18 protein-coding genes are annotated in these 20,469 nt (G+C 64.1%); 13 read left to right on the plus strand and 5 right to left on the minus strand.

Annotated elements, in window-relative coordinates:
• Positions 1-30 precede the first annotated feature (30 nt).
• On the plus strand, positions 31-990 hold the full coding sequence (locus AAHK20_RS08005; RefSeq protein ID WP_449180915.1) for a lipase family alpha/beta hydrolase: 960 nt from the start codon (positions 31-33) through the stop codon (positions 988-990).
• Between the two features lie 666 nt (positions 991-1,656).
• Here the strand turns inward: AAHK20_RS08005 and AAHK20_RS08010 are convergent.
• Positions 1,657-2,628 carry a LysR family transcriptional regulator gene (locus AAHK20_RS08010; protein WP_449180916.1) on the minus strand — a complete coding sequence of 324 codons (972 nt, stop codon included), beginning with the start codon at positions 2,626-2,628 and terminating at the stop codon, positions 1,657-1,659.
• A gap of 101 nt (positions 2,629-2,729) precedes the next feature.
• On the opposite strand from AAHK20_RS08010, the gene AAHK20_RS08015 reads away from it, so the two are divergent.
• From AAHK20_RS08015 to AAHK20_RS08045, 7 genes are all read left to right on the plus strand, one after another.
• Positions 2,730-3,806 (plus strand): ABC transporter ATP-binding protein, encoded by a 1,077-nt coding sequence (locus tag AAHK20_RS08015; RefSeq protein ID WP_449180917.1) that lies wholly within the window; start codon positions 2,730-2,732, stop codon positions 3,804-3,806.
• Positions 3,807-3,881: 75 nt separating this feature from the next.
• On the plus strand, positions 3,882-4,595 hold the full coding sequence (locus tag AAHK20_RS08020; protein WP_449180918.1) for an HAD-IA family hydrolase: 714 nt from the start codon (positions 3,882-3,884) through the stop codon (positions 4,593-4,595).
• Positions 4,596-5,924 carry an NAD(P)/FAD-dependent oxidoreductase gene (locus AAHK20_RS08025; protein ID WP_449180919.1) on the plus strand — a complete coding sequence of 443 codons (1,329 nt, stop codon included), beginning with the start codon at positions 4,596-4,598 and terminating at the stop codon, positions 5,922-5,924.
• A gap of 38 nt (positions 5,925-5,962) precedes the next feature.
• Entirely contained in the window at positions 5,963-6,832 is an 870-nt protein-coding gene (locus AAHK20_RS08030) for an ABC transporter permease (protein ID WP_449180920.1), read from the plus strand.
• A complete protein-coding gene (locus tag AAHK20_RS08035) occupies positions 6,829-7,632 on the plus strand; it encodes an ABC transporter permease (RefSeq protein ID WP_449180921.1) in 804 nt (267 codons plus the stop codon). Before AAHK20_RS08030 ends, AAHK20_RS08035 begins: the two co-directional genes overlap by 4 nt.
• Positions 7,633-7,763: 131 nt before the next feature.
• Positions 7,764-8,036: a type II toxin-antitoxin system Phd/YefM family antitoxin gene (locus AAHK20_RS08040; protein WP_449180922.1), complete on the plus strand. Its 273-nt coding sequence runs from the start codon at positions 7,764-7,766 to the stop codon at positions 8,034-8,036.
• A complete protein-coding gene (locus AAHK20_RS08045) occupies positions 8,033-8,353 on the plus strand; it encodes a type II toxin-antitoxin system RelE/ParE family toxin (protein WP_449180923.1) in 321 nt (106 codons plus the stop codon). The genes AAHK20_RS08040 and AAHK20_RS08045 overlap by 4 nt, the downstream gene beginning before the upstream one ends.
• Before the next feature lie 40 nt (positions 8,354-8,393).
• Here the strand turns inward: AAHK20_RS08045 and AAHK20_RS08050 are convergent, their stop codons facing one another.
• Both AAHK20_RS08050 and AAHK20_RS08055 read right to left on the minus strand, forming a co-directional pair.
• Positions 8,394-9,401 carry an ABC transporter substrate-binding protein gene (locus AAHK20_RS08050; protein ID WP_449180982.1) on the minus strand — a complete coding sequence of 336 codons (1,008 nt, stop codon included), beginning with the start codon at positions 9,399-9,401 and terminating at the stop codon, positions 8,394-8,396.
• A gap of 346 nt (positions 9,402-9,747) precedes the next feature.
• Positions 9,748-10,671: a helix-turn-helix domain-containing protein gene (locus AAHK20_RS08055; RefSeq protein WP_449180924.1), complete on the minus strand. Its 924-nt coding sequence runs from the start codon at positions 10,669-10,671 to the stop codon at positions 9,748-9,750.
• A 167-nt stretch (positions 10,672-10,838) separates the two neighbouring features.
• On the opposite strand from AAHK20_RS08055, the gene AAHK20_RS08060 reads away from it, so the two are divergent.
• A complete protein-coding gene (locus tag AAHK20_RS08060) occupies positions 10,839-11,753 on the plus strand; it encodes a DMT family transporter (RefSeq protein ID WP_449180925.1) in 915 nt (304 codons plus the stop codon).
• Positions 11,754-11,875: 122 nt separating this feature from the next.
• On the opposite strand, the gene AAHK20_RS08065 is transcribed toward AAHK20_RS08060, so the two are convergent.
• Complete coding sequence (locus AAHK20_RS08065) at positions 11,876-12,229, minus strand: YgiW/YdeI family stress tolerance OB fold protein (RefSeq protein WP_449180926.1); 354 nt, start codon at positions 12,227-12,229, stop codon at positions 11,876-11,878.
• 120 nt (positions 12,230-12,349) lie between these two features.
• A complete protein-coding gene (locus tag AAHK20_RS08070; RefSeq protein ID WP_449180927.1) occupies positions 12,350-12,790 on the minus strand; it encodes a DoxX family protein in 441 nt (146 codons plus the stop codon).
• 565 nt (positions 12,791-13,355) lie between these two features.
• Here AAHK20_RS08070 and AAHK20_RS08075 point away from each other — a divergent pair.
• The 4 genes from AAHK20_RS08075 (at position 13,356) to AAHK20_RS08090 (ending at position 20,446) form a co-directional block, all read left to right on the plus strand.
• On the plus strand, positions 13,356-13,985 hold the full coding sequence (locus AAHK20_RS08075; protein ID WP_449180928.1) for a response regulator: 630 nt from the start codon (positions 13,356-13,358) through the stop codon (positions 13,983-13,985).
• A gap of 69 nt (positions 13,986-14,054) precedes the next feature.
• Positions 14,055-17,462: an ATP-binding protein gene (locus AAHK20_RS08080; protein ID WP_449180929.1), complete on the plus strand. Its 3,408-nt coding sequence runs from the start codon at positions 14,055-14,057 to the stop codon at positions 17,460-17,462.
• A 172-nt stretch (positions 17,463-17,634) separates the two neighbouring features.
• Positions 17,635-18,660 carry a class I fructose-bisphosphate aldolase gene (locus tag AAHK20_RS08085; protein WP_449180930.1) on the plus strand — a complete coding sequence of 342 codons (1,026 nt, stop codon included), beginning with the start codon at positions 17,635-17,637 and terminating at the stop codon, positions 18,658-18,660.
• A 175-nt stretch (positions 18,661-18,835) separates the two neighbouring features.
• Positions 18,836-20,446: a methyl-accepting chemotaxis protein gene (locus AAHK20_RS08090; protein WP_449180931.1), complete on the plus strand. Its 1,611-nt coding sequence runs from the start codon at positions 18,836-18,838 to the stop codon at positions 20,444-20,446.
• Positions 20,447-20,469 lie beyond the last annotated feature (23 nt).

Here is a 20,469-nt window from a genome sequence, read left to right on the forward strand (position 1 = left end):
TGGCGGTCTTTCGAGTCCACTGGAGCCTGTATGCGCCCCTTCCGTTCTATTTCATTCCGCCGCCTCGCCGGCGCGGCGGCCTTGCTGTGCACCATCCCCGGCGCCAGCTACGCCGCTGACGATTACGCGAAAACCCAATTCCCCATCGTTCTCGTCCATGGCTTCATCGGCTCGGCCAAGCTGGGCGGCGTGGTGGACTACTGGTACGGCATCCCCTCCGACCTGCGTGCGCATGGCGCGACGGTTTATTCGGCCGACGTCTCCTCGTTCAACGACAGCACGGTGCGCGGGGAACAGCTGCTTCAACAGATTCGGGCGCTGCTGGTCCAAACCGGCGCGAAGAAGGTCAACCTGATCGGCCACAGCCAGGGCGGCCCGACCGCGCGCTACGTCGCGGCGGTGGCGCCGGAGCTGGTGGCGTCGGTCACGACCATCGCGGCGCCGCACAAGGGCATGGTGCTGGCCGACATGTTCGACAAGACGCCGGCCTTCCTGCAAGGCGCGGTGCAGACGGCTGCCAATGCGATCGGCTGGCTGTTCGGTTTCATGAACGGGCACAGCAATGCCCAGAACTCCGCTGGCGTGTTCCGCGAGTTCACCACGGCGGGCGCGGAAGCGTTCAACAAGCGCTTCCCGTCGGCGGGGATACCGGCTAACTGCACGGTCAACGGCGCTCCTGTCGATGTCATCGACGGCAACACGCAGCGCCTCTACTCGTGGACGGGGCGCGGCAATGTCACCAATGTGTTCGATCCGTCGGATTGGGTGCTTGGTGTGACGGGCACGCTAGCCAAGCTTGGCGGCGAGGCCAATAACGATGGTCTCGTTTCGGTTTGTAGTGCTCGCTACGGGCAAGTGATCTCCACGACGTACAACTGGAATCATATGGACGAAGTGAATCAGTTCCTTGGCATGCGCAGCCCGTTTGCGGAGGATCCGGTGGCTGTTATTCGCGTTCACGCTAATCGGCTTAAGGCTGTGGGGCTGTAGCTTGTCTTGCCGGGGGCTGGTGTTGTTGTTGCTCGCTTGGGGTTTGCGTGGAAACTTTGAATTCGCGCCGGTCCGTATAGTCCGTCCCTCCCCGGGACCGGGGTCACTTTGGTCCTTGCCCAAAGTAACCAAAAGCGCGTCCTGGGCGGACGGCCTAGCCCGGAGGCACTCAACCCTGTTAGTACCGGTGTCCCGAGGGCAAGCGTGGGAAACCGTTACTACTCGACGTGAGTCCGGTTAGCACGCGGCACAGAATTACGCAGAGTCGCAACAAATCGAAGCTATCGATTTGGCCGCGCCCCACGCCTACGATTGGAAGCGAGCCCAGCGCATGGGCTGCATCGCAAGACAGCCTCTTTAGACCTGTCCTGACCTCCAGGGCCGATTTGACGCGAGCGGACTTCATTCCGTGCCGCGTGCTAACGGGATGTACGGCGAGTAGTAACGGTTTCCCACGCTTGCGCTTGGAACGCCGGTACTAACAGGGTTGAGTGCCTCCGGGCTAGGCCGTCCGCCGAGGACGCGCTTTTGGTTACTTTGGGCAAGGACCAAAGTGACCCCGGTCCCGGGGAGGGACGGACTATACGTATCGCCGCGAAATCAAAGTGTTCACACAAACCCGAAGCAAACGACAAACAACGCGCCGCAGGCAAAAGACCCCAAACCTTACCCCAACACCATCCCCGCCCGCTCCATAGCATCACACAGCCCGAGCTCCGGATAAATCCGATCAACAGTGCGCATATCACGCTGCGTCTCCGCGATGATCCAATCGCGCACTTCGGCGACGATCGGCCGTACCGGCCGGTTTAGCGGCGTCATCAACACGCAGCGCCGATTCGTCACGATCAGCTCTTGCTCCGCAGGCAAAAGCGCGCCTTGCGCAAGCCAGTGCGATACCACCGAAAGCCACCCGAGCGCCACACCCTGCCCAAGCAGCGCCGCCTGCACGACGATCGCATAGTCGTTGAAGCTCAACATGTTCGCCGCGCGCCGCCGATGCTCGGCGAACGCGGCAAAGCGGTCATGCCAGCCGCGCTCTTCGTCGTCCATCACGATCACCGTGTCGCCGTGCTCGCCGCCCGCATCGGCCAGCGCGGCTTCGTGATAACGCGCGTTGCACACGGGCACGAGCGTCTCGGGCATCACGAGCCGGCAGTGCTCGTCGATCTCGTCGTCCTTGACGAAGCGCATGCCGAGATCGACGTCCACGAGCGGCCCGCCTAGCCGCCCCGATATCAGCTGAAAGCGCAGATCGACGGACGGAAACGCTTGGTTCAGACGATTCAAGCGCGGCATCAGCCAGTGCGTCGTGAACGCCGTCGATACCGACAGCGAGACCGTTTCCACCCCCGTCTTGCGCGCCTCGATTTCCCGTATCGCGTCTTCGATGCCGACAAACCCTTCGGCGATCTTGCGATAGAGGATTCTGCCGTTCTCCGTGAGCTCGATACCGCCGTGCACGCGCTCGAACAGGCGCACGCCGAGCCGGTCTTCCATGCGCGCGAGCATGCGGCTCACGGCGGGCTGGCTGACGTAAAGCTCCTCGGCCGCGCGCGTGAAGTTGCCGCAGCGCGCAGCGGCCTCGAAGACGAACAGCGCGTTCGCGCTTGGCAGTTTTCTGCGGAGATTGGGCATGACTTGATGTTATGCCTAATCCAACAATTCGGGAATTGCCGTCAAAAATGCCGACGCCTATATTGGTCTCAACCCAAGCTGTTTCGCGAGGAAGACAGGCCATGGACACGAGAGCGAAAACCGGCGTATCGATCCGCTCGGCGAGCAAGCGTTATGACACGGTGGTCGCGCTCGATGACGTGTCGCTCGAAATCGCGCCGGGCGAGTTCGTGTCGCTGCTCGGGCCGTCCGGTTCGGGCAAGACGACGCTCCTCGGCATCCTCGGCGGCTTCGTGCAGCCGAGTTCCGGCAGCGTCTGGGTGGGCGAGCGGGACATTACATTCGAGCCGCCCCATAAGCGCGATATCGGCATCGTCTTCCAGAACTACGCGCTCTTTCCTCATATGACGGTCGGCCAGAACGTCGCGTTTCCGTTGCGCGCGCGCCGTCAGCCGAAAGCGGGCTGGGCGAAGAAGGTCGCCGATGCGCTTGCGATGGTCGAGCTCGCAGGCTATGAGCACCGCAACATCGCGCAACTGTCCGGCGGGCAGCGTCAGCGCGTGGCGCTCGCGCGCGCCATGGTCTTCGAACCGCAACTGATCCTGATGGACGAGCCGCTTTCCGCACTCGACAAGCAGTTGCGCGAAACGATGCAGATCGAGCTGCGGCGCCTGCACCGCAAGCTCGGCGCGACGATCGTCTATGTGACGCACGACCAGCGCGAGGCGCTGACGATGAGCGACCGCGTCGCCGTCTTGAAGAGCGGCAAGCTCGTGCAGATCGACACGCCCGAGCGGCTCTACGACCGACCGAGCGACGCGTTCGTCGCGAGCTTCATCGGCGAGGCGACGCTGTTGCGCGTCGCGCGCGCGGGCCACGACGCCGTGCGGCTCGGCGATGCCGTGCTGCGCTCGACGCAACCGCTGCCGCGCGGCGAGAACCTGCTGCTCGCGGTGCAGACCGAGAAGCTCGTGATCGACGGCGGCCAGCACGAAGCGCATGTGAACCGCCTCGCCTGTCGCGTCACCGACGTGCTCTACCAAGGCGAAAGCCTGCGCGTGTTCGCGACGCTCGCCGACGGCACGTCGATCAGCCTGCGGCAGCCCGGCAACCGCGATGCGCGCCTGCGCATTCCCGAGCCCGGCCGCGAAATGACCGTGGTGCTCGACCCGCACGACACGATCGTCGTGCCTGCGTGACTTTTCTCGATGCCTGCCGAGCGGCGGGCGCTCCTAACTTTGACGCTTTCTTTTAAATTCATAGGATCGCTAAACATGAAACTGACTGACTTCAAGATGTTGACGTTCGATGTCGTGGGCACGCTGATCGATTTCGAAACGGGCCTGCTCGCCTCGGTGCGGCGCATCGGCGGGGCGGCCGCGAAAAACCTCACCGACGAACAAATATTCGAGCCCTACATGCGCGGCCGCGCGGCATTCCCGGGCCGCTCGAGCCACGCGATGGCCGACGTCTACAAGTCGCTCGCGAAAGAACTCGACCTGCCCGCCGACGACATCAGCGCCGCCGCCTTCCAGCGCGACGTGCTCGACTGGCCCGCGTTCAAGGATTCGGTCGATGCGCTCAAGCGCTTGCGCAAGCACTTCCGGCTCGTCGCGATGACGAACGCGGACCGCGTCGCGTTGTCGGCCTACGCGCACACGCTCGGCGACCCGTTCGACGACACGGTCTGCTGCGACGAAACCGGCGTCGCGAAGCCCGATCCGCGCTTCTTCGCCTATAACGCCGGCCGACAGTCGGCATTCGGCTACAAGTTTCGCGAGATCCTGCACACGGCGCAGAGCCAGTACCACGACATCGGCATCGCGACGAAGCTCGGCTACGCGACGTGCTGGATCGAGCGCCGCCAGGGCTTGAACGGCTTCGGCGCGACGCCGACGCCGGACGCCGTGACGACGCCGACCTTCAAATTCGCAACGCTCGGTGCGCTCGCCGACGCCGTCGAAGCCGAAGCGCGCGCCGCAGCCTGAATGGGACAAGTCGAGCGATCGAAGATGCAAGACGCGCCGTCACTGTGGAGAGCGCTGGCTGGCCCGCTGCAACAGCGGGTGAGCATGGGCACGCCGCTCGATCGCGACCTCGAGACCGAGGTCGCGATCATCGGCGCGGGCTACACGGGTCTTGCCGCCGCGTATGCGCTGCAACAGCGCGGCGTCGGCTCGATCGTGCTCGATGCGAACCCGGTCGGCTGGGGCGCGAGCGGGCGCAACGGCGGCGTGGTGTCGTCGAAATTCCGCTTGTCGTTTCCGCTGATCGAGCGGCTTCATGGGCTCGACACCGCAAAGACCATGCACCGTCTCGCGCACGATGGCGTGCGCGTCGTCGAGCAGTTCGTCGACGAGTTCGATATCCGGCGCGCGCAATTCGAGCACACAGGCAGCCTGCGTTGCGCGCACACGGACCGCGCATTCGAGAGCATCAAGGCCGAGGCCGACTGGGTCAGGACGACGCTCGGCGACCGCACGATGACCGTGCAATCGCGCGCCGAAGTCACGTACGAGACGGGCTCGAGCGGCTTCGTCGGCGGCGTGCTCAGCGCGGACGCGGGCACGATCTACCCGCTCGAATACGTGCGCGGCATCGCTGCCGGGCTGGTGAAGCGCGGGGCCGAGATCTACGAATCGACGCCGGTGCTCGCGACCGAGCGCGCCGAGGGCCGAGCGGGCGTCATGCTGCGCACGCCGAGCGGCACGGTGCGCGCGAAACAGGTGATCGTCGCGACCAACGCGTACTCGAATCTCACCGAAGCGACCTCGCCGTTCACGCGCGAGCTCGTACCTTTCCGCAGCGCGATGATCGCGACCGAACGCTTGCCCGACGACCTCGACGCGACGCTGATGACCGAGCGCCGCAGCTACACGGAGACGCGGCGCATGATGAAGTGGTTTCGCAAAGTCGATGGCCGCATGCTGTTCGGCGGCCGCGACGCGTTCGGCAAGGAAGGCGGGACAGACGGCCTCGAAGCGCTGCGGCGCGCGATGATCGCGCTCTTTCCCGATCTGGCGGAGGTGCGCGTCGAATACGGCTGGTCTGGCTACGTCGGCATGACGTTCAATGCGCTGCCGCATGTCGGCCGCAGCGACGACAGGACCACGTTCTGCCTCGGCTACAACGGCGCGGGCGTCGCGATGGCCAGCCTGCTCGGACAGCACGCGGCGGCGCTTGCGCTCGGCGAAAAGCCTGAGCTGTCGCTGCTCGCGCAACGCGGGCTCAAGCCCGTGCCGTTTCATTCGTTACGCGCGCCGGGCGTACGCGTCGTCGCCGCGTGGTACCAGATCCTCGACGCGATGGGGGCATGATGCGCACGATCAACCGGCCTTTACACGGATGGGCTTCGATGCACGCTGCTTCGCCTGATCGCGCGGCGCAATATCAGCGGCGCGAGGATCGCAAGATGCTGTTCTTGATGACGCCCGCGCTCGCGGTGATCGTCATCCTCCTGATCGTGCCGCTCGCGTGGCTGTCGTGGCAATCGATCTATCACGACGGCAGCTTCACGCTCGCGAACTACCAGCGCATCTTCACCGGCACCTACCTCGATACGTTCCTGCTGACGTTCAAGCTCAGCTTCATCGTGACGGGGCTCACGCTGTTGCTCGGCTATCCGGTGGCGTACTTCGCGGCGTCGCAGTCGCCACGCGTCAGCTCGTTGATCCTCGGGATGGTGGTGCTGCCGTTCTGGACCAGCGTCCTGGTGCGCACCTACGCATGGCTCGTGCTCTTGCAGCGCACGGGCCTCGTCAACAAGGCGCTGATGTCGATGGGCATCATCGATACGCCGCTGCAGCTCGCGTACAACCAGCTCGGCACCGTGATCGCGATGGTGCATATCCTGCTGCCGTTCATGGTGCTGCCGCTTTACTCGGCGATGCAGAAGATCCCGTCGAACCTCGTGCAAGCGGGCGCGAGCCTCGGGGGCTCGCCGCTGCATGTGTTCCTGCGCGTGTTTCTGCCGCTTTCGATGAGCGGCGTGCTCGCGGGTTTCACGCTTGTGTTCGTGCTGTGCCTGGGCTTTTACATCACGCCGGAGCTGATGGGCGGCGGCAAGTCGATCATGGTGTCGATGGTGGTGAGCCGCAATGTCGAGATCTACAACAGTTGGGGCGCGGCAAGCGCGGTCAGCCTCGTGCTGCTGGTTTGCGTGTTCGCGATCTTCTTCCTCGCGAGCCGCGTGGTGCCGCTCGAAAAGACGCTGGGGGCGAAATGAAACGAATCTCGTACGGACAGATAGCGCTCGGCGCTACGGTTGCCGCGATCCTCGTCTTCCTGATGCTGCCGGTGCTGATCGTCATTCCGATCTCGTTCTCCGACACGCGCTTCATGACCTTCCCGCCGCCCGCGTATTCGCTGCGCTGGTACGACTCGTTCTTCGGCAACCCCGAGTGGATCGAGGCGGCGAAGACGTCGTTCACGGCGTCGGCGTTCGCCGTGATCTTTGCGACTCCGCTCGGCGTGGCCGCGGCCTACGCGATCCAGAACGGCAAGCATCGCTTGATGCGCTACGCCCGCACGCTGCTGATGCTGCCGCTGATGGTGCCGATCATCATCGTGGCGGTCGGTGTGTTCTTCGTCTTTTCGAAGACGGGCTACGTGAATACGCTCTCGGGCCTGATCGTCGCCGATACGATGCTCGGCCTGCCGTACGTGCTGATCTCGGTCAGCGCGGATCTGCGCACGTTCGATCCGACGCAGGAGATGGTCGCGCGCAGCCTCGGCATGAACCGTTTCCGCAGCTTCATGACGGTGACGCTGCCGCAGATCAAGTCGAGCGTGATCGCGGGCGCGGTGTTCGTGTTCATTCAGGCGCTCGATGAGACGGTGGTCGCGCTGTTCATCTCGGGCGGCGACAATCAGACGCTCACGCGGCGCATGTTCGTCACGCTGCGCGACGAAATCGACCCGACGATCGCGGCGGTCAGCACGATGCTCACGGCGCTGACGCTGTGCTTGATCATGGTCGTGGCGGTGAGCCGGAAATCGAAAGGGGCTGCGGTGGTCAAGGCTTGAGCGACCGATTCGGTCTCGCGGTCGCAGTCGAAAGATCGACTTTGGCGTTGGTTTTGTCCTGATACACCGATGGATGCAGTCTGAATTTTGGACTATATTTGGTTCTCTGCATCCAACCAGCAGGAGCCACCGTGAAGCCCAGCCACGTCAAACCGATCAGCTACCTCAAGAGTCACGCGGCCGAAATCGTCAAAACGATTACCGAGAGCGGCGAGCCGATGCTGATTACTCAGAACGGGGAAGCCAAGGTGGTCGTGCAAGATGCCCAGTCATATGAAGACCTGCAGCAAACCGTTGCATTGTTGAAGATCCTTGCCATGGGACAGAGGGACATCCAAGCTGGCCACTACCGCGATATCGATGAGTTTCTGGCCGAACTGGATGCGGAGGACAAGCCGCAATGAGGGTTGTCATCCTGCTGGGTGCCGAACAGGACGTCAGAGACATTAAGCGCTATGTCACTAAGAACTTCGGTACGGATGTCTGGAGCGAGACCTACGGCAAGCTCAAATTGACCTTCGGTCGGCTCAAGGAGTATCCACTCAATGGCAAGATCATTGAAGAACTCGATGAGGTGGAATCGATCGGATATCGAGAGGCAATGAGCGGTATGAACAAGGTCATTTACAGCATTCAAGGCGACGTGCTCTACGTCCACATCGTCACTGACGCACGGCGAGACATGAAAGCCCTGCTCGCAAGACGGCTGCTGAGCAGGTAGCCGCTAGCCTTTTCTTCCCATCCTGCGATCACCGTCGCGGTCACTGCTGCATGAACTTCAACCACCGCGCCTTCGCATCGATCCCCGCCGGCGACGCCCACCACTCTTCCTGCATCAGCACCTGCTTCGCCGCGTTCTGCGGCGAACTTGGAAGCTCGGCCGCGCGCTGCGCCGAAATCTTGCCGGTCTTGAACGCGGCCGGGTTGCCGGGACCGTAATCGATGTAGAGCGGCAGATTCGCCTGCAAATCGGGCGACACCGCCGCGTTGATGAACTGCACCGCGGTATTCAAGTTCGGCGCGTTCTTGAGCACGCAAAGCTGCGTGTTCTGCAGAATCCCGTCGTTATACGTAAAGCCGATGTCGGGGTTGTCCTTCATGACCGCGCTCGCGCGGCCGTTCCAGATCATCTCCATGTCGACTTCGCCGTCGTGCAGCAGTTGCGCCGCCTGGCCGCCCGAGGTCCACCACACCGCGATGTTCGGCTTGATCTGAGCGAGCTTCTTGAACGCGCGGTCGACGTCGAGCGGATAGATCTTGTCGCGCGGCACGCCGTCGGCGAGCAGCGCGGCTTCGAGCACCGTTTGCGGGTCGTTGCGCAGCGCGCGCTGGCCGGGGAAATCCTTCACGTTCCAGAAGTCGGCCCAACTGTTCGGCGTCTTCTTCAGCGTCTTCTTGTTGTAGGCGATCACCGTCGAATAGAACTCGTAGGCGACCGAATACGGCGTGCGGTATTGCTCGGGCATCGCCGCGGCGTTCGGGATCTTCGAGAAGTCGAGCGTTTCGAGCAGGCCGTCGTGGCCGCCGCGCAGACAGTTCGACTGCGGCGTGTCGACGACGTCCCAGATCGGCTTGCCGGTGGCGCCCTGTGCCTTGATGGCGGGCCACGCGTCCGGGATGCTGTCCTGATTGATCGTGATGCCGAGTTGTTTCGCGGCGGGGTCGAGGATGGCCTTCGTTTGCGCTTCCTGATACGCGCCGCCTTGCGACACGAACGTGATCTTGCCGCCTGCCGCGTGCGCCGCATTCGCGCAGGCGAAGCCAAGCATCAAGGACAGGGCGATAGGGCGAATGGTGTGCTTCACGGCGGCGGTCCCGATGATCGAGTTGACGAAAAAGGTCCAAAGCGCCCGGCATGGACGGCGGTGAGCCGTCTGCTGCGCAAAATGTAATGGCTGGTGGGCGAATCAACGAAACCGGTCGACCAGACAAAACACGCCGCGAAGCATGGCCAGCCGCGCGGCAATGCAGCAACAGAACACGCAGGAATACGCAGTGCCGAGCTTGAAAAAAATATACGAAGCCATTTAGTGAATGGCAACGCTCGAATTGTTGGAGCGGCCATAACGTGGCGTCATGGCTCGCGGCAGTGGGAAAGGACTGCTGAGGAAAGGCTTAGGACTGCGTCATCGCACGCCTGAACGCAAGCGGACTTGCGCCGACGGCCGCGCGAAAGCGGTGGCTGAAGTGACTGCCGTTGGCGTAACCGCAAAGCGCAGCGACTTGCTCGAGCGGCATCGCCGTGGTTTGGAGCAGCACGCGCGCGCGTTCGACTCGCTGCTGCGCGATCCACGCATGCGGCGGCATGCCGAACGACGTCCGGAACATGCGCGCGAGATGGAATTCCGACAGGCACGCGACGTTGGCGAGTTCGCCGAGCGTCAGCGGCTCGGTCAGGTTGGCCTCGATGTAATCGCGCAGGCGCCGCCGCGTCGCTGCCGACAAGCCGCCCTTGAGCTGCGCATTTTCGCGCCGCGTCGACTGGCCGCGCAGCAACAGCGAGAGCACTTCGTGCGCGATCTCGTTGGCGCGCAGCCGTTCGTCGACGCCGTCCCACGGCAGGATAGCCAGCGATTGGCACAGCTCGGCGATGCGCGGGTCCTCGAAATAGGTGCGATCGGCGAGCGTCAGTTCGCGCGGCTCGCGATCGAGCTCGATCACCGCGCGGCGGGTGAAGTGCTCGGGCATGAAGTACAGATGCATGAAATGCATGTGCCCGCGCACCCACCAGCGCGATTCGTGATCGCCCGGCAGCGCGCAAAGGCGGCGCGGCGCGCCGAACCCCGGGATCTTCTGGCGTTCGGTCCGGTAGCCGCCGTCCAGGTAGCACGACAGCGTGTGATGGCCGGGATGGTCGTAGGCGGTCTCGGCGACGTCGATGTCGCGCGTCCAGACGGCGGCCGCGAGCTGGTCGCCGAGCCACGTAAAGCGTTCGAGCTTTGCGTTGGCGTCGGCCAGCGTGCGGCACACCGATTGCACACCGAGCGATTGATCGGCGCGTTCGTCGAGCGTGGCTGAGGCGGGTGGACAGACCGTCACGGGTGTCGATGGGGGTAGAGAACGATGCTCCGAGTATAGAGGCGGCCGCCCGTTCGCGCCCGAGCCGCAGTGATCCGGCCCGCATAAAAGCGCAAGGATGGACAAGGATTGGGGTCGCGGCGGTCGCATAGTCGGGCAATCGATCTTCTTCGTCTTTCGACCGTCTCATGAACCTCTTTCTCTACATCGTGACCGTGCTGATCTGGGGCACCACCTGGATCGCGATCAAATGGCAACTCGGCGTCGTCGCGCCGCCCGTTTCGATCGCACTGCGCTTCTGGTGCGCTGCGATCGTGCTGTTCGCGCTCCTGCGCATCATGCGCCGGCCGATCCTGCCGCCGCGCGCGGCATGGCCGCTGCTCGTGGCGCAGGCCCTCGCGCTCTTCTGCGTCAACTTCCTGTGCTTCTACTACGCCGAGCGGATCGTGCCGAGCGGCCTCGTTGCCGTCGTCTTTTCGACCGCGCCGCTGCTCAATTCGATCAATGGCCGGATCTTCATGGGACGTCCGCTGCGCCCGAGCGCGATCGCCGGCGCGCTGTTGGGCCTGACGGGAATCGGGTGTCTCTTCGCCCAGCACATGGCCGGCCATGCCGGCGACACGGAGATGTGGCTCGGCCTCGTCATCGCGTTTCTGGGGACGATGTCGTTTTCCGCCGGCAACCTGCTGTCGAGCCGCATGCAGTCGATGGGTCTGCAACCGATCGTCACGAATAGCTGGGCCATGCTGATCGGCGCGGCGGTGCTGACCGTCGGCAGTCTGCTGGCCGGGCTGCCGTTCGAGCCGGAACTCACCGTGCGCTACCTCGGCGCGCTGGCTTACCTCGCGGTGCCCGGCTCGGTAATCGGCTTTACGGCGTATCTGATGCTGGTCGGGCGGATCGGGCCGGAGCGGGCCGCTTACTGCACGGTGCTGTTCCCGATCGTCGCGCTGGCCGTGTCGACCGTATTCGAAGGCTATCGATGGTCGGCGCTCGCGGTGCTGGGGTTGATGCTCGTGGTCGCGGGCAATCTGGTCGCCTTCGATCTGACGCGCCGTCTAGTCGCGTGGCGGGGAAGCGAGCGGCGGGCGTTCGGACGATAGCGGCGCGGGCCGCCGCCCTCTCTACAGGCGATCCGGCAGTCAAAGAAATGGCCTCACGCGAGTGAACGCGTGAGGCCATCTTCAATCCAGCGGCTGGCGCGCGACAGCTCGCGCGCTCAGCATTACTTCAACACCGTCAACTGCTCCACTTCGATCTCGGAATGTGCTTCGCGCCATTCCTTGTCGAACTTGCCGGTGATGCGCACGCGCGACTTGGCGTCGACGGGCTGCCCCGCCGGGAACACGTGGGGCTTGATTTCGACCTTCACCTGGCCGCTGTCGTCGGCAAACATGTAATCCTTGCCGCCGATGTGCGACACGATGCGGCCTTCGAGTGTCACGTATTGATCGTCGTGGGCCGAGGCGTGCAGGGTCTTGACGTTGGTCACGGGCGTCGCCCCGCTGGGCCCGGTGTATTGAGCGCTGGCCGCCGCGCAGACGATGGAAAGAACGGCAGCGGTAAGAACTCGTTTCATCGTGAATCTCCTTGGTTGGATGAAAAATGCGGCAAACCTGAACTGCGCCTGACCGGCTGATCAGCGCTTACCGCACGGCACAACGTTAAGTGGGGAGGCGAGAGGCGCGTTTGATGCAGGTCACGCGCAGAGCCGCCGCATCTCTGCCGGCAGGCGCTTGCGCAGCCATGCGTCGACCGACAGCTGGCCGCCTCCCGTGAGCACATACGAGAGGCAGACGAATGCCCACAGCGCCGGGTACTCCCAGCCGCCGCCCGGATTGGCCCAGGTGAAGCCGAAGTGGTCGTGGTGCCCGGCGAACATCGAGATGAGCAGGTAGAGCGCGGTGCCGACCGCTGCGACACGCGTGAAGACCCCAAAGGTGAAGCCGACGAAGGCGGCGAATTCGCACAGCCCCGCGACGATCACGAATACCGTCGAAAACCCGACGCTATGAAAGTAGGCGACGACGTTATCGAAGGCTTGCGGCCCGAGCAAGCCGAATTTCTCGGCGAAATGATGCGAGAAATCAATGCCGATATATATACGGATCAGAAATAAATGAATATCTTTTAAATTCATGATTATTGAAAAAATTCAGAAATGCATTGGTATGCGCTTTGGCGGCGCTGATTGCCTGGCGAGTTGAGATTTTCCGTTGCTCGCAGTCGATTTCGTTTCGCCCCGACGACCGTGCCATTTTGGGTATAGCTGTCTCAAGAGGAAATAGGACTATTCCTATATGAATCACGAACGGGTCAGGTAAATTACGATTTTAGTTAGCCGATCCGCATTACATAAAGGCATATCGATGCCTTTACACATCGTTTGCGTCAACGTCCGGCAATCTCGATCGCCAACGATGGTTTGCCCGGCAACGCTATCGCGTAAATGCGCGATTTTTATCCGCGACCTTGCGATCTGTCTTAATCGCGATGTGTTGCGGTCGGACAAATGCGGCATGAATAAATGAACGCCCCGCCAAAATAGTGAGCTAAACTTGTCTCAATAATGCGCGTGGGTGTTTCATTGCCGGGCACTTATTCGTGAGCAATAGATGATTAACAGCATTTCAGGAAACGAACCCGAGCGCCACGCCTCCCTTGATTCGGCAGCGCAGGATTCGTTGCCCCAGACGAGGCTCATTGTGGCGGACGACCATCCGGTCGTCGCTTTGGGCATCAGCAAGGTTCTGGAGGGGCATCCTCGAATTCAACTCGTCGCTTCGGCGACTTCCATTTCGGAATTGATCGAAATCTTGCAGAACAACGTGTGCGACGTACTGATTTGCGACTATTCGTTTGCCGACGACCTCGAGCCGGACGGCATGCAGCTGCTCGAACGCATTCGCCGGCTGTATCCCGAGTTGAAGATCATCGTGCTGACCGCGAACGATAGTCTCGCCGTCGTGCGGCGTGCAATGCATTTGCGCGTGGCGGGCTTCGTCAGCAAGCTGAGCCGCGATTTCACGGCCTTGCCGGACATCATCGCGCGCGTGATGCAGGGCGAGCGCTATCTCGATCCACACACGTCGAAGATGGTGATCCAGCGCATGATGGACAGCGAAGACAATTCGCGCGCGCAGGCCTCCGCCCAGCTCACGGCGCGGGAATTGGAAGTGGTGCGTATGTTTGCGTCGAACATGTCGGTCACCGACATCGCGAAGCATACGAACCGCAGCCTGAAAACGATCAGCACGCAAAAAAACAAGGCGATGATCAAGCTCGGTGCGAGCAACGATGTCGAGCTCGTCAACGCGTTCAAGCAACTCTATTGAACGGCCCAATGAGGTAGGTTGATGGTCAGAGGACTGTGGCGGCAACCTCTTGCAACTCTGCGCGAGCGAATGCAATGCGCAGCGGGAAGCAGTCCTGACTTGCCGGGCCGCTACTATCGCGCTCTGCTGTTCGGTGGCGGCATCGTCGTCACGCTGTCGATTCTGGGAGCGGGGCTGACCGGGGTGGAGCACCTCGTCGAGCAGTATCTCGTCGAACGGCAGCACGTGTTTCTAGTGCAGCGCGATCTGGTCAAGGCGTCGGTCGACCGCTATCAGGCGCGCTTGAAGCAGACCGTCGAGGCGTACGAGCTGCTGTGGAATCTGCACGACCACGACCAAGTTCCTGCCAGCGAATATCGCTTTGAACTCGCGCAGAATCGCGGCGCGGTCACGACGGGGGCGGACGTGACGGTTTCTCCGTTCTCGGTGCTCTCGACGCTCACGCAGCCGCACGACGAAGCCAGGCTCGCGACGCTCTTGCGGCTCATCCGCGAGATTTCGCCGTCGCCGCTCCTGCGGCTGCGCGATGCCGGCTACTACCTCGGCGGCTTCATGTTCACCGACGATCGGCGGTTCTTCGCGACCTGGCCGCCGCTGCCCGACCAACTCCTCGCGGCGGCGCGAACCGGCGGTGTCGAGCCGGTGATAGCCAGCTACACGTCCCGAGTGCAGGCCGAGCTGAACAAGTACTCGGAGAACCAGCTGCGCCAGCAGCGCATCTTCTGGGTTGCCCTCTACGACTCCCCCGTGAACGGCGCGCTCGTCACGCACTACGCGGCGCCGATCTATCGAGGCAATCAGCGCGTCGCCACCATGGTCGTGACGATTCCGTTCGCGCAATTTCCGCAGCTTTTCCAGGCTGCGGGCCACGATCCGGACTTCTTCGTCGTTTCGCGCGACCGGCGCCATCTCTTCGGCTTGAGCGACGCCAATCCGCACGAGGCACAGTGGAAGCGCGCGGTGCTGTCGATGCCGAAGACCTTCGAGCGTGCGGACACGCGTGTGCAGGTCGTGCGCGCAGGTTTGAGCTATTTCGTGATCCAGCGCATTCCGGGGCCGGACTGGATTGCGGTCTACGCGTTCGACTGGCGCAAGATCCTCATGGATCTGCACGATCAGTTGCTGCTGATGGCCATGCTGATGTTGCTCGTGCTGGGGATCTTGTGGGCCTTTATCCTGATGCTCGATCGCGCGGTGCTGACGCCGCTGCGCGCGCGAGCACGGCAGGTGTACGAGAGCGAGGCGTTCAACCGCACGGTGCTCAGCACGGCGCCGGTCGGGCTGACTGTCTTCGACCCGCGGACGGGCGACATCGTCATGCAGAACGACATCGCGCAGTCGCTCTTGGCCGCATCGCCCGACGAAGCCGGCTTCTACCGGCGTCTGCTCGATGGCCGCTCGCGCAAGCGCCGCGGCGGCGCGGCGCACTCGCCTTACTCCGAGGTCGCCGAAACCGTCGATAACACGCAAGGGGCGCAAGGCGTACGCGTCGCCGAGGCGTCGGTGGCGGCCGCCGACGGCAAGCGTCGCGAAATTTCGGCCGCGTTTTCGCACGCCCGCTATCAGCAGCGCGAAGTGGTGCTGTTCGGCTTGACGGACATCAGCCGCCAGAAGGCCACGCAGCGCCTCTTGCAACAGGCGCGCCGCGCCGCCGATGAAGCCAACGAGGCCAAGTCGATGTTCGTCGCGACGATGAGCCACGAGATTCGCACGCCGTTGCACGGCGCGCTCGGCAATCTCGAGCTGCTCGCGATGGCCGAGTTGACGCCGATGCAGAAAGAGCGCGTGGTAGCCGTGCGGCGCGCGTTCGACGCGCTGCTTGCGCTCGTCAACGACGTGCTCGATCTGTCGAAAGTGGAAGCGCAAGAACTGCAGCTTCATGTGGAGCCGTTTCATCTCGACGACGTGATCGAACGCTGCGCGCAGACCTTCGCGCCCGTCATCACCGGCAAGGGGTTGCAGTTCCTTTGCCTGATCGATCCGCGTCTGTCGGGCTCGTGGAGCGGCGACGGCCACCGCATCACCCAGATCCTCATGAATCTGCTCGGCAATGCGCGCAAGTTCACCGAGACGGGGACGATCACGCTGCGTGCGGTGCTCAGCGAGGCGACGGGCCGGCGTGCGTGGGTCCGGTTGTCGGTGGCGGATTCGGGCATCGGCATTCCGGCCGCGCAGCAGCAACGGATTTTCGAGCCGTTCGCGCAGGCGGACCGGTCGATCGCGAGCCGCTATGGCGGCACGGGGCTCGGACTCTCGCTGTGCCGGCGGCTGACCGACCTGATGGGCGGGCGTATTTCCGTCGAGAGCATCGACGGCGAAGGCTCCGTCTTCACGGTCGACCTGCCGCTCGCGCGCGACCGCGACGAAGAAGATCCTCCGCTCGAGTTGTCCGGCATGGCGTTCGATACCGTCGTGCTCGCGTGCGAGCGGTCCGCGTGGCAGGACGTGCTCGTCGCGCAGCTCAAGCGTTGGCTGCCGGACGTGCGGATCGTCGATGCCAAACAGGAGGTCGCGCTGGAGCCGGAGTACGACCAGTCGATCGTCATGTTCGGCTGCAGCGAAAGTGCGATCCCCGAGGCGTGGCAAGAGATTCATCCGCTCTACGTCGACACGCTCGTGCTGTCGGCGGACGGCCCCCTCTATCCCGAGCGTCGCGACGACGCGATTCGCGTCACGTCGTTGTCCTCGCCGATGCTCAAGCTCGCGCTCGCCGCCTGCGGCAAGCCGGATGACGTACTGCACGCCGCGCCGCCGATGGCGCCTCCCAGGCCCGCCGCCGCCGAGCATCGCGCGGCCCGCGTGCTCGTCGCGGAAGACGATCCGCTCAACCGCACGCTGCTCGAGCATCAGCTCGCGGTGCTCGGCTACACGCACATCGACGGCGTGACCGACGGCAAAGCGGCGTTCGATCGCTGTCTCGCGGCTTCATACGATCTCGTCCTGACGGACCTCGGCATGCCGTACATGGACGGCCGCGAGCTGCTCGATGCGTTGCGGGCGAACGGGATCGGCACGCCCGTGATTCTCAACACGGCGGGCTCGGGTGACGATCGCAAGGCGAAGTCGGACGGTTTTGCCGACGTGCTGCACAAGCCCGTCACGATCGACCGCTTGCGCGTCGCGCTCGAGCAGGTGCTCGGCGAATCGCGGCCACGTGCGGCAGACGCGCCAGTTTCCGAGGCTCCTGCCAACGCGCAGATGCAAAGCGTGTTCCTCGCCACCTGGCCCGACGACGAAGCGGCGCTGCGCGAAGCCGTGGCGAACGCCGATGCCGAGCACTTTCTGAGCCGTTTGCATCGCTTGAAAGGCGCACTGCTGGTATTGAACGAGCCGACGGCGATCGCTTGCTGCGACGTGATGCGGCGCGAGGTCGAGGCGCACGGCATGTCCGCGATTCGCGAGCCAATCGACGCCTTCTGGCCGGTGATGGCGGAGATCGTTGCGCGCTATCGCTCCCAAACCGAACAAGCCGCGTAGCCGGGCATCCGGCTTGGTTCTTGCCGCCAGGGTTGCGAGACCTTGGCCGCATTTGGCGCGATCCAATGCTGGCACCCCATTCCTTTGCCGCGCAGACTAATGTGTAGGCACGCCGCACGTATCCACGCCGACAACGCGCGCCGCTCAAGCGACTTCCACGGAGGGCCACACCATGAGCATTCGGGATGAACTCCAAAGCACGATCGACGCACTGGTCCAGCCGGGCAAAGGACTGCTGGCGGCCGACGAAAGCGGCGGCACCATCGCCAAGCGCTTCAAGACGATCGGTGTCGAATCGACCGAGGGGAACCGCCGCGCGTGGCGCAGTCTGCTTCTCTCGACCGCCGGCCTCGGCGAGTTCGTGAGCGGCGTCATCCTGTACGAAGAGACGCTCGGCCAGTGCGCCGACGACGGCACGCCGCTGCCGGAGCTGGCGGCGCGCCTGGGCATCGTGCCGGGCATCAAGGTGGACGCGGGCAAGATCGCGCTCGCCCATGCGCCGGGCGACGAAGTGACCGAGGGGCTCGACGGTCTGGCGAAGCGTCTCGACGGCTACAAGAAACAGGGCGCGCGATTCGCGAAATGGCGCGCGGTGTACAACGTGTCGGATACGCTGCCGAGCCGCCTCGCGATCGAAACCAATGCGGCGTCGCTCGCGCGCTATGCGGCGATCTGCCAGGAGGCTGGCGTCGTGCCGATCGTCGAGCCGGAGGTGCTGATGGACGGCGCCCACTCGATCGAACGCTGCGCGGAGGTGACCGAAGCCGTGCTCCACGAAGTGTTCGACGCGCTCCATCGCCACGCGGTGACGCTCGAGCACATGCTGCTCAAGCCGAGCATGGTCGTCGCGGGCAAGGAGCATGCGCGGCAAGCACAGGCCGCCGAGATCGCGGTGCAGACAGTGTGCGTGCTGGGCCGCACGGTGCCGGCCGCGGTGGCGGGGATCTTTTTCCTGTCGGGCGGGCAGACGCCGGAGGAGGCCACCGCCAATCTCGATGCAATCAATCGCGCGGGCCGGCGCCCCTGGCCGCTGAGCTTTTCCTACGGACGCGCCTTGCAGGAACCGCCGCTCAAAGCCTGGCAGGGGCAGCCCGCGAATATCGGCGCCGCGCAGCAGGCGCTCATCAAGCGCGCGCGGCTGAACGGCGCGGCCAGCATCGGCCGCTACGACGCCGCACAGGAAGCGCTCGCGGCGTGACGGCGGCCGCATGGCGAGCGCGCTGTCAGGATGCGTAAGGCGATGGAAACGATCCCATCGCGCGGCCCCGGCAATAACCGTTCTCTAGCGATAAAGACTCCGTCGACCGTGCCGTTAACGACCTGAATGATGCCGTTGGCATCGCTTGCGGTCGAACGAACGGGACGGAGTCACAGTGAAAATCGGGCAGCGCCTTGCATTTAGTTTCGCAGTTCTTATTTGTCTGATTTTTGCCATGTGCGTCGTGGCGGTCGTTTCGATGTCGAAGATGGCGGACGGCACGACGCACCTCGTCGAGCACGACTGGGCCGCCGGCGCCCAGGTGACGCGCGCGCTCGACAACGAGCGCGGCAGCATCGCGCGGGTTTTCCAGATCGCCTCTGATCCGTCCCCCGACCGCATGCGCGAAGCGCGCGACCGTCTGCACGACAATCAGTCCGAGTACGACGACGCGCTGCAAAAGCTCGGCGCGATGCTCACGGAGCCGGACGGCCAGGCCGTGCTGGCGAAGGCGCGCGCCTCCGAGGCGATCTACAACGATGCGTGCACGCAGACGATCGCGCTCGTCGACTCGGGCAAGCGCGATGAAGCCGTCCAGCTCGCGTACGGCGACACCTACGTCAAGCTGCACCGTTTCGCCGACGACCTGCGCGCGCTTTCCGACTACCAGGCCCACGCGGCCTCGCTCGCGGTCGACGCCAGCGCGCGCGTCTACACGATCTCGCGCACGGTGATGATCGCGGCGGCCCTGCTCGCCGTGCTGGCCGGGTCGGCGTTGGCCTGGGCCGTCACGCGGCGCATCACGCGACCGCTCTCCGCAGCCGTATTCGCGGCGAACCAGGTGGCCGCCGGCGACTTCACGGTCGAGCTGCGGCCCGAAGGCAAGGACGAAATCGCGGACCTGCTCCATGCGCTCAACGAGATGGCGAGCAAGCTGTCCGGCGTGCTGCGCGGTGTCGGCGAAGTGGCGGCGGCGGTGACGTCGGCCGCGCACGAGATCGCGGCCGGCAACATCGATTTGTCGCAGCGCACGGAACAGCAAGCTGCATCGCTCGAGGAAACCGCTGCCAGCATGGAGGAATTGACGAGCACCGTGCAGCACAACGCCGGCAACGCGCGTCACGCGAACGAAATGTCGGCGCGCGTGACGCAGGACGTCGGCGCGGGCGCGAACGCGGTCGATGAGATTGTCGCGACGATGCAAGGCATCGCGGAGAGCTCGAAGAACGTCGAAGGGATCATCACGGTGATCGAAAGCATCGCGTTCCAGACCAATATCCTCGCGCTGAACGCGGCCGTCGAGGCAGCGCGCGCGGGTGAGCAGGGGCGCGGCTTCGCGGTCGTGGCGGGCGAGGTCCGCACGCTCGCGCAGCGCTCGGCAAGCGCGGCGCGCGAGATTCGCGACTTGATTTCGGATTCCGCCGCGCGCGTCGCCGCGGGCTCGACGCTCGTGCGCAGCACCGGCGAGACGATGACCGGCATTCGCACCGACGTCGAGCGCGTCAGCGGACTCATCGCCGAGATCGCGGGCGCATCGGAAGAACAGGGGCGCGGCATCGGACAAGTCAGCATCGCCGTCACGCAGATGGACGAGGTGACGCAGCAGAATGCCGCGCTGGTCGAGGAGGCCGCGGCGGCTGCGCAGTCGCTGTCGGAGCAGGCGGCGCGGCTGCAGCAGACCTTGAGCGGTTTCAAGCTGCGCAATGGTTCGGACTTCGCGCGCTTGGGCGGATCGACAGCCATGCGCAGCAAATGGACCGCGAACCACGCCGCCGCGGCGGCTTAATGACACCGTCGCGGCGTGTGGCT

The organism is Trinickia camelliae, from assembly GCF_053525655.1.

Excerpts from the sequence above, each read along its gene's own strand:
- AAHK20_RS08005 (WP_449180915.1), top strand. The coding sequence starts at position 31 with ATGCGCCCCTTCCGTTCTATTTCATTCCGCCGCCTCGCCGGCGCGGCG.
- AAHK20_RS08010 (WP_449180916.1), bottom strand. The coding sequence starts at position 2,628 with ATGCCCAATCTCCGCAGAAAACTGCCAAGCGCGAACGCGCTGTTCGTC.
- AAHK20_RS08015 (WP_449180917.1), top strand. The coding sequence starts at position 2,730 with ATGGACACGAGAGCGAAAACCGGCGTATCGATCCGCTCGGCGAGCAAG.
- AAHK20_RS08020 (WP_449180918.1), top strand. The coding sequence starts at position 3,882 with ATGAAACTGACTGACTTCAAGATGTTGACGTTCGATGTCGTGGGCACG.
- AAHK20_RS08025 (WP_449180919.1), top strand. The coding sequence starts at position 4,596 with ATGGGACAAGTCGAGCGATCGAAGATGCAAGACGCGCCGTCACTGTGG.
- AAHK20_RS08030 (WP_449180920.1), top strand. The coding sequence starts at position 5,963 with ATGCACGCTGCTTCGCCTGATCGCGCGGCGCAATATCAGCGGCGCGAG.
- AAHK20_RS08035 (WP_449180921.1), top strand. The coding sequence starts at position 6,829 with ATGAAACGAATCTCGTACGGACAGATAGCGCTCGGCGCTACGGTTGCC.
- AAHK20_RS08045 (WP_449180923.1), top strand. The coding sequence starts at position 8,033 with ATGAGGGTTGTCATCCTGCTGGGTGCCGAACAGGACGTCAGAGACATT.
- AAHK20_RS08050 (WP_449180982.1), bottom strand. The coding sequence starts at position 9,401 with ATGCTTGGCTTCGCCTGCGCGAATGCGGCGCACGCGGCAGGCGGCAAG.
- AAHK20_RS08060 (WP_449180925.1), top strand. The coding sequence starts at position 10,839 with ATGAACCTCTTTCTCTACATCGTGACCGTGCTGATCTGGGGCACCACC.
- AAHK20_RS08065 (WP_449180926.1), bottom strand. The coding sequence starts at position 12,229 with ATGAAACGAGTTCTTACCGCTGCCGTTCTTTCCATCGTCTGCGCGGCG.
- AAHK20_RS08070 (WP_449180927.1), bottom strand. The coding sequence starts at position 12,790 with ATGAATTTAAAAGATATTCATTTATTTCTGATCCGTATATATATCGGC.
- AAHK20_RS08080 (WP_449180929.1), top strand. The coding sequence starts at position 14,055 with ATGCAATGCGCAGCGGGAAGCAGTCCTGACTTGCCGGGCCGCTACTAT.
- AAHK20_RS08085 (WP_449180930.1), top strand. The coding sequence starts at position 17,635 with ATGAGCATTCGGGATGAACTCCAAAGCACGATCGACGCACTGGTCCAG.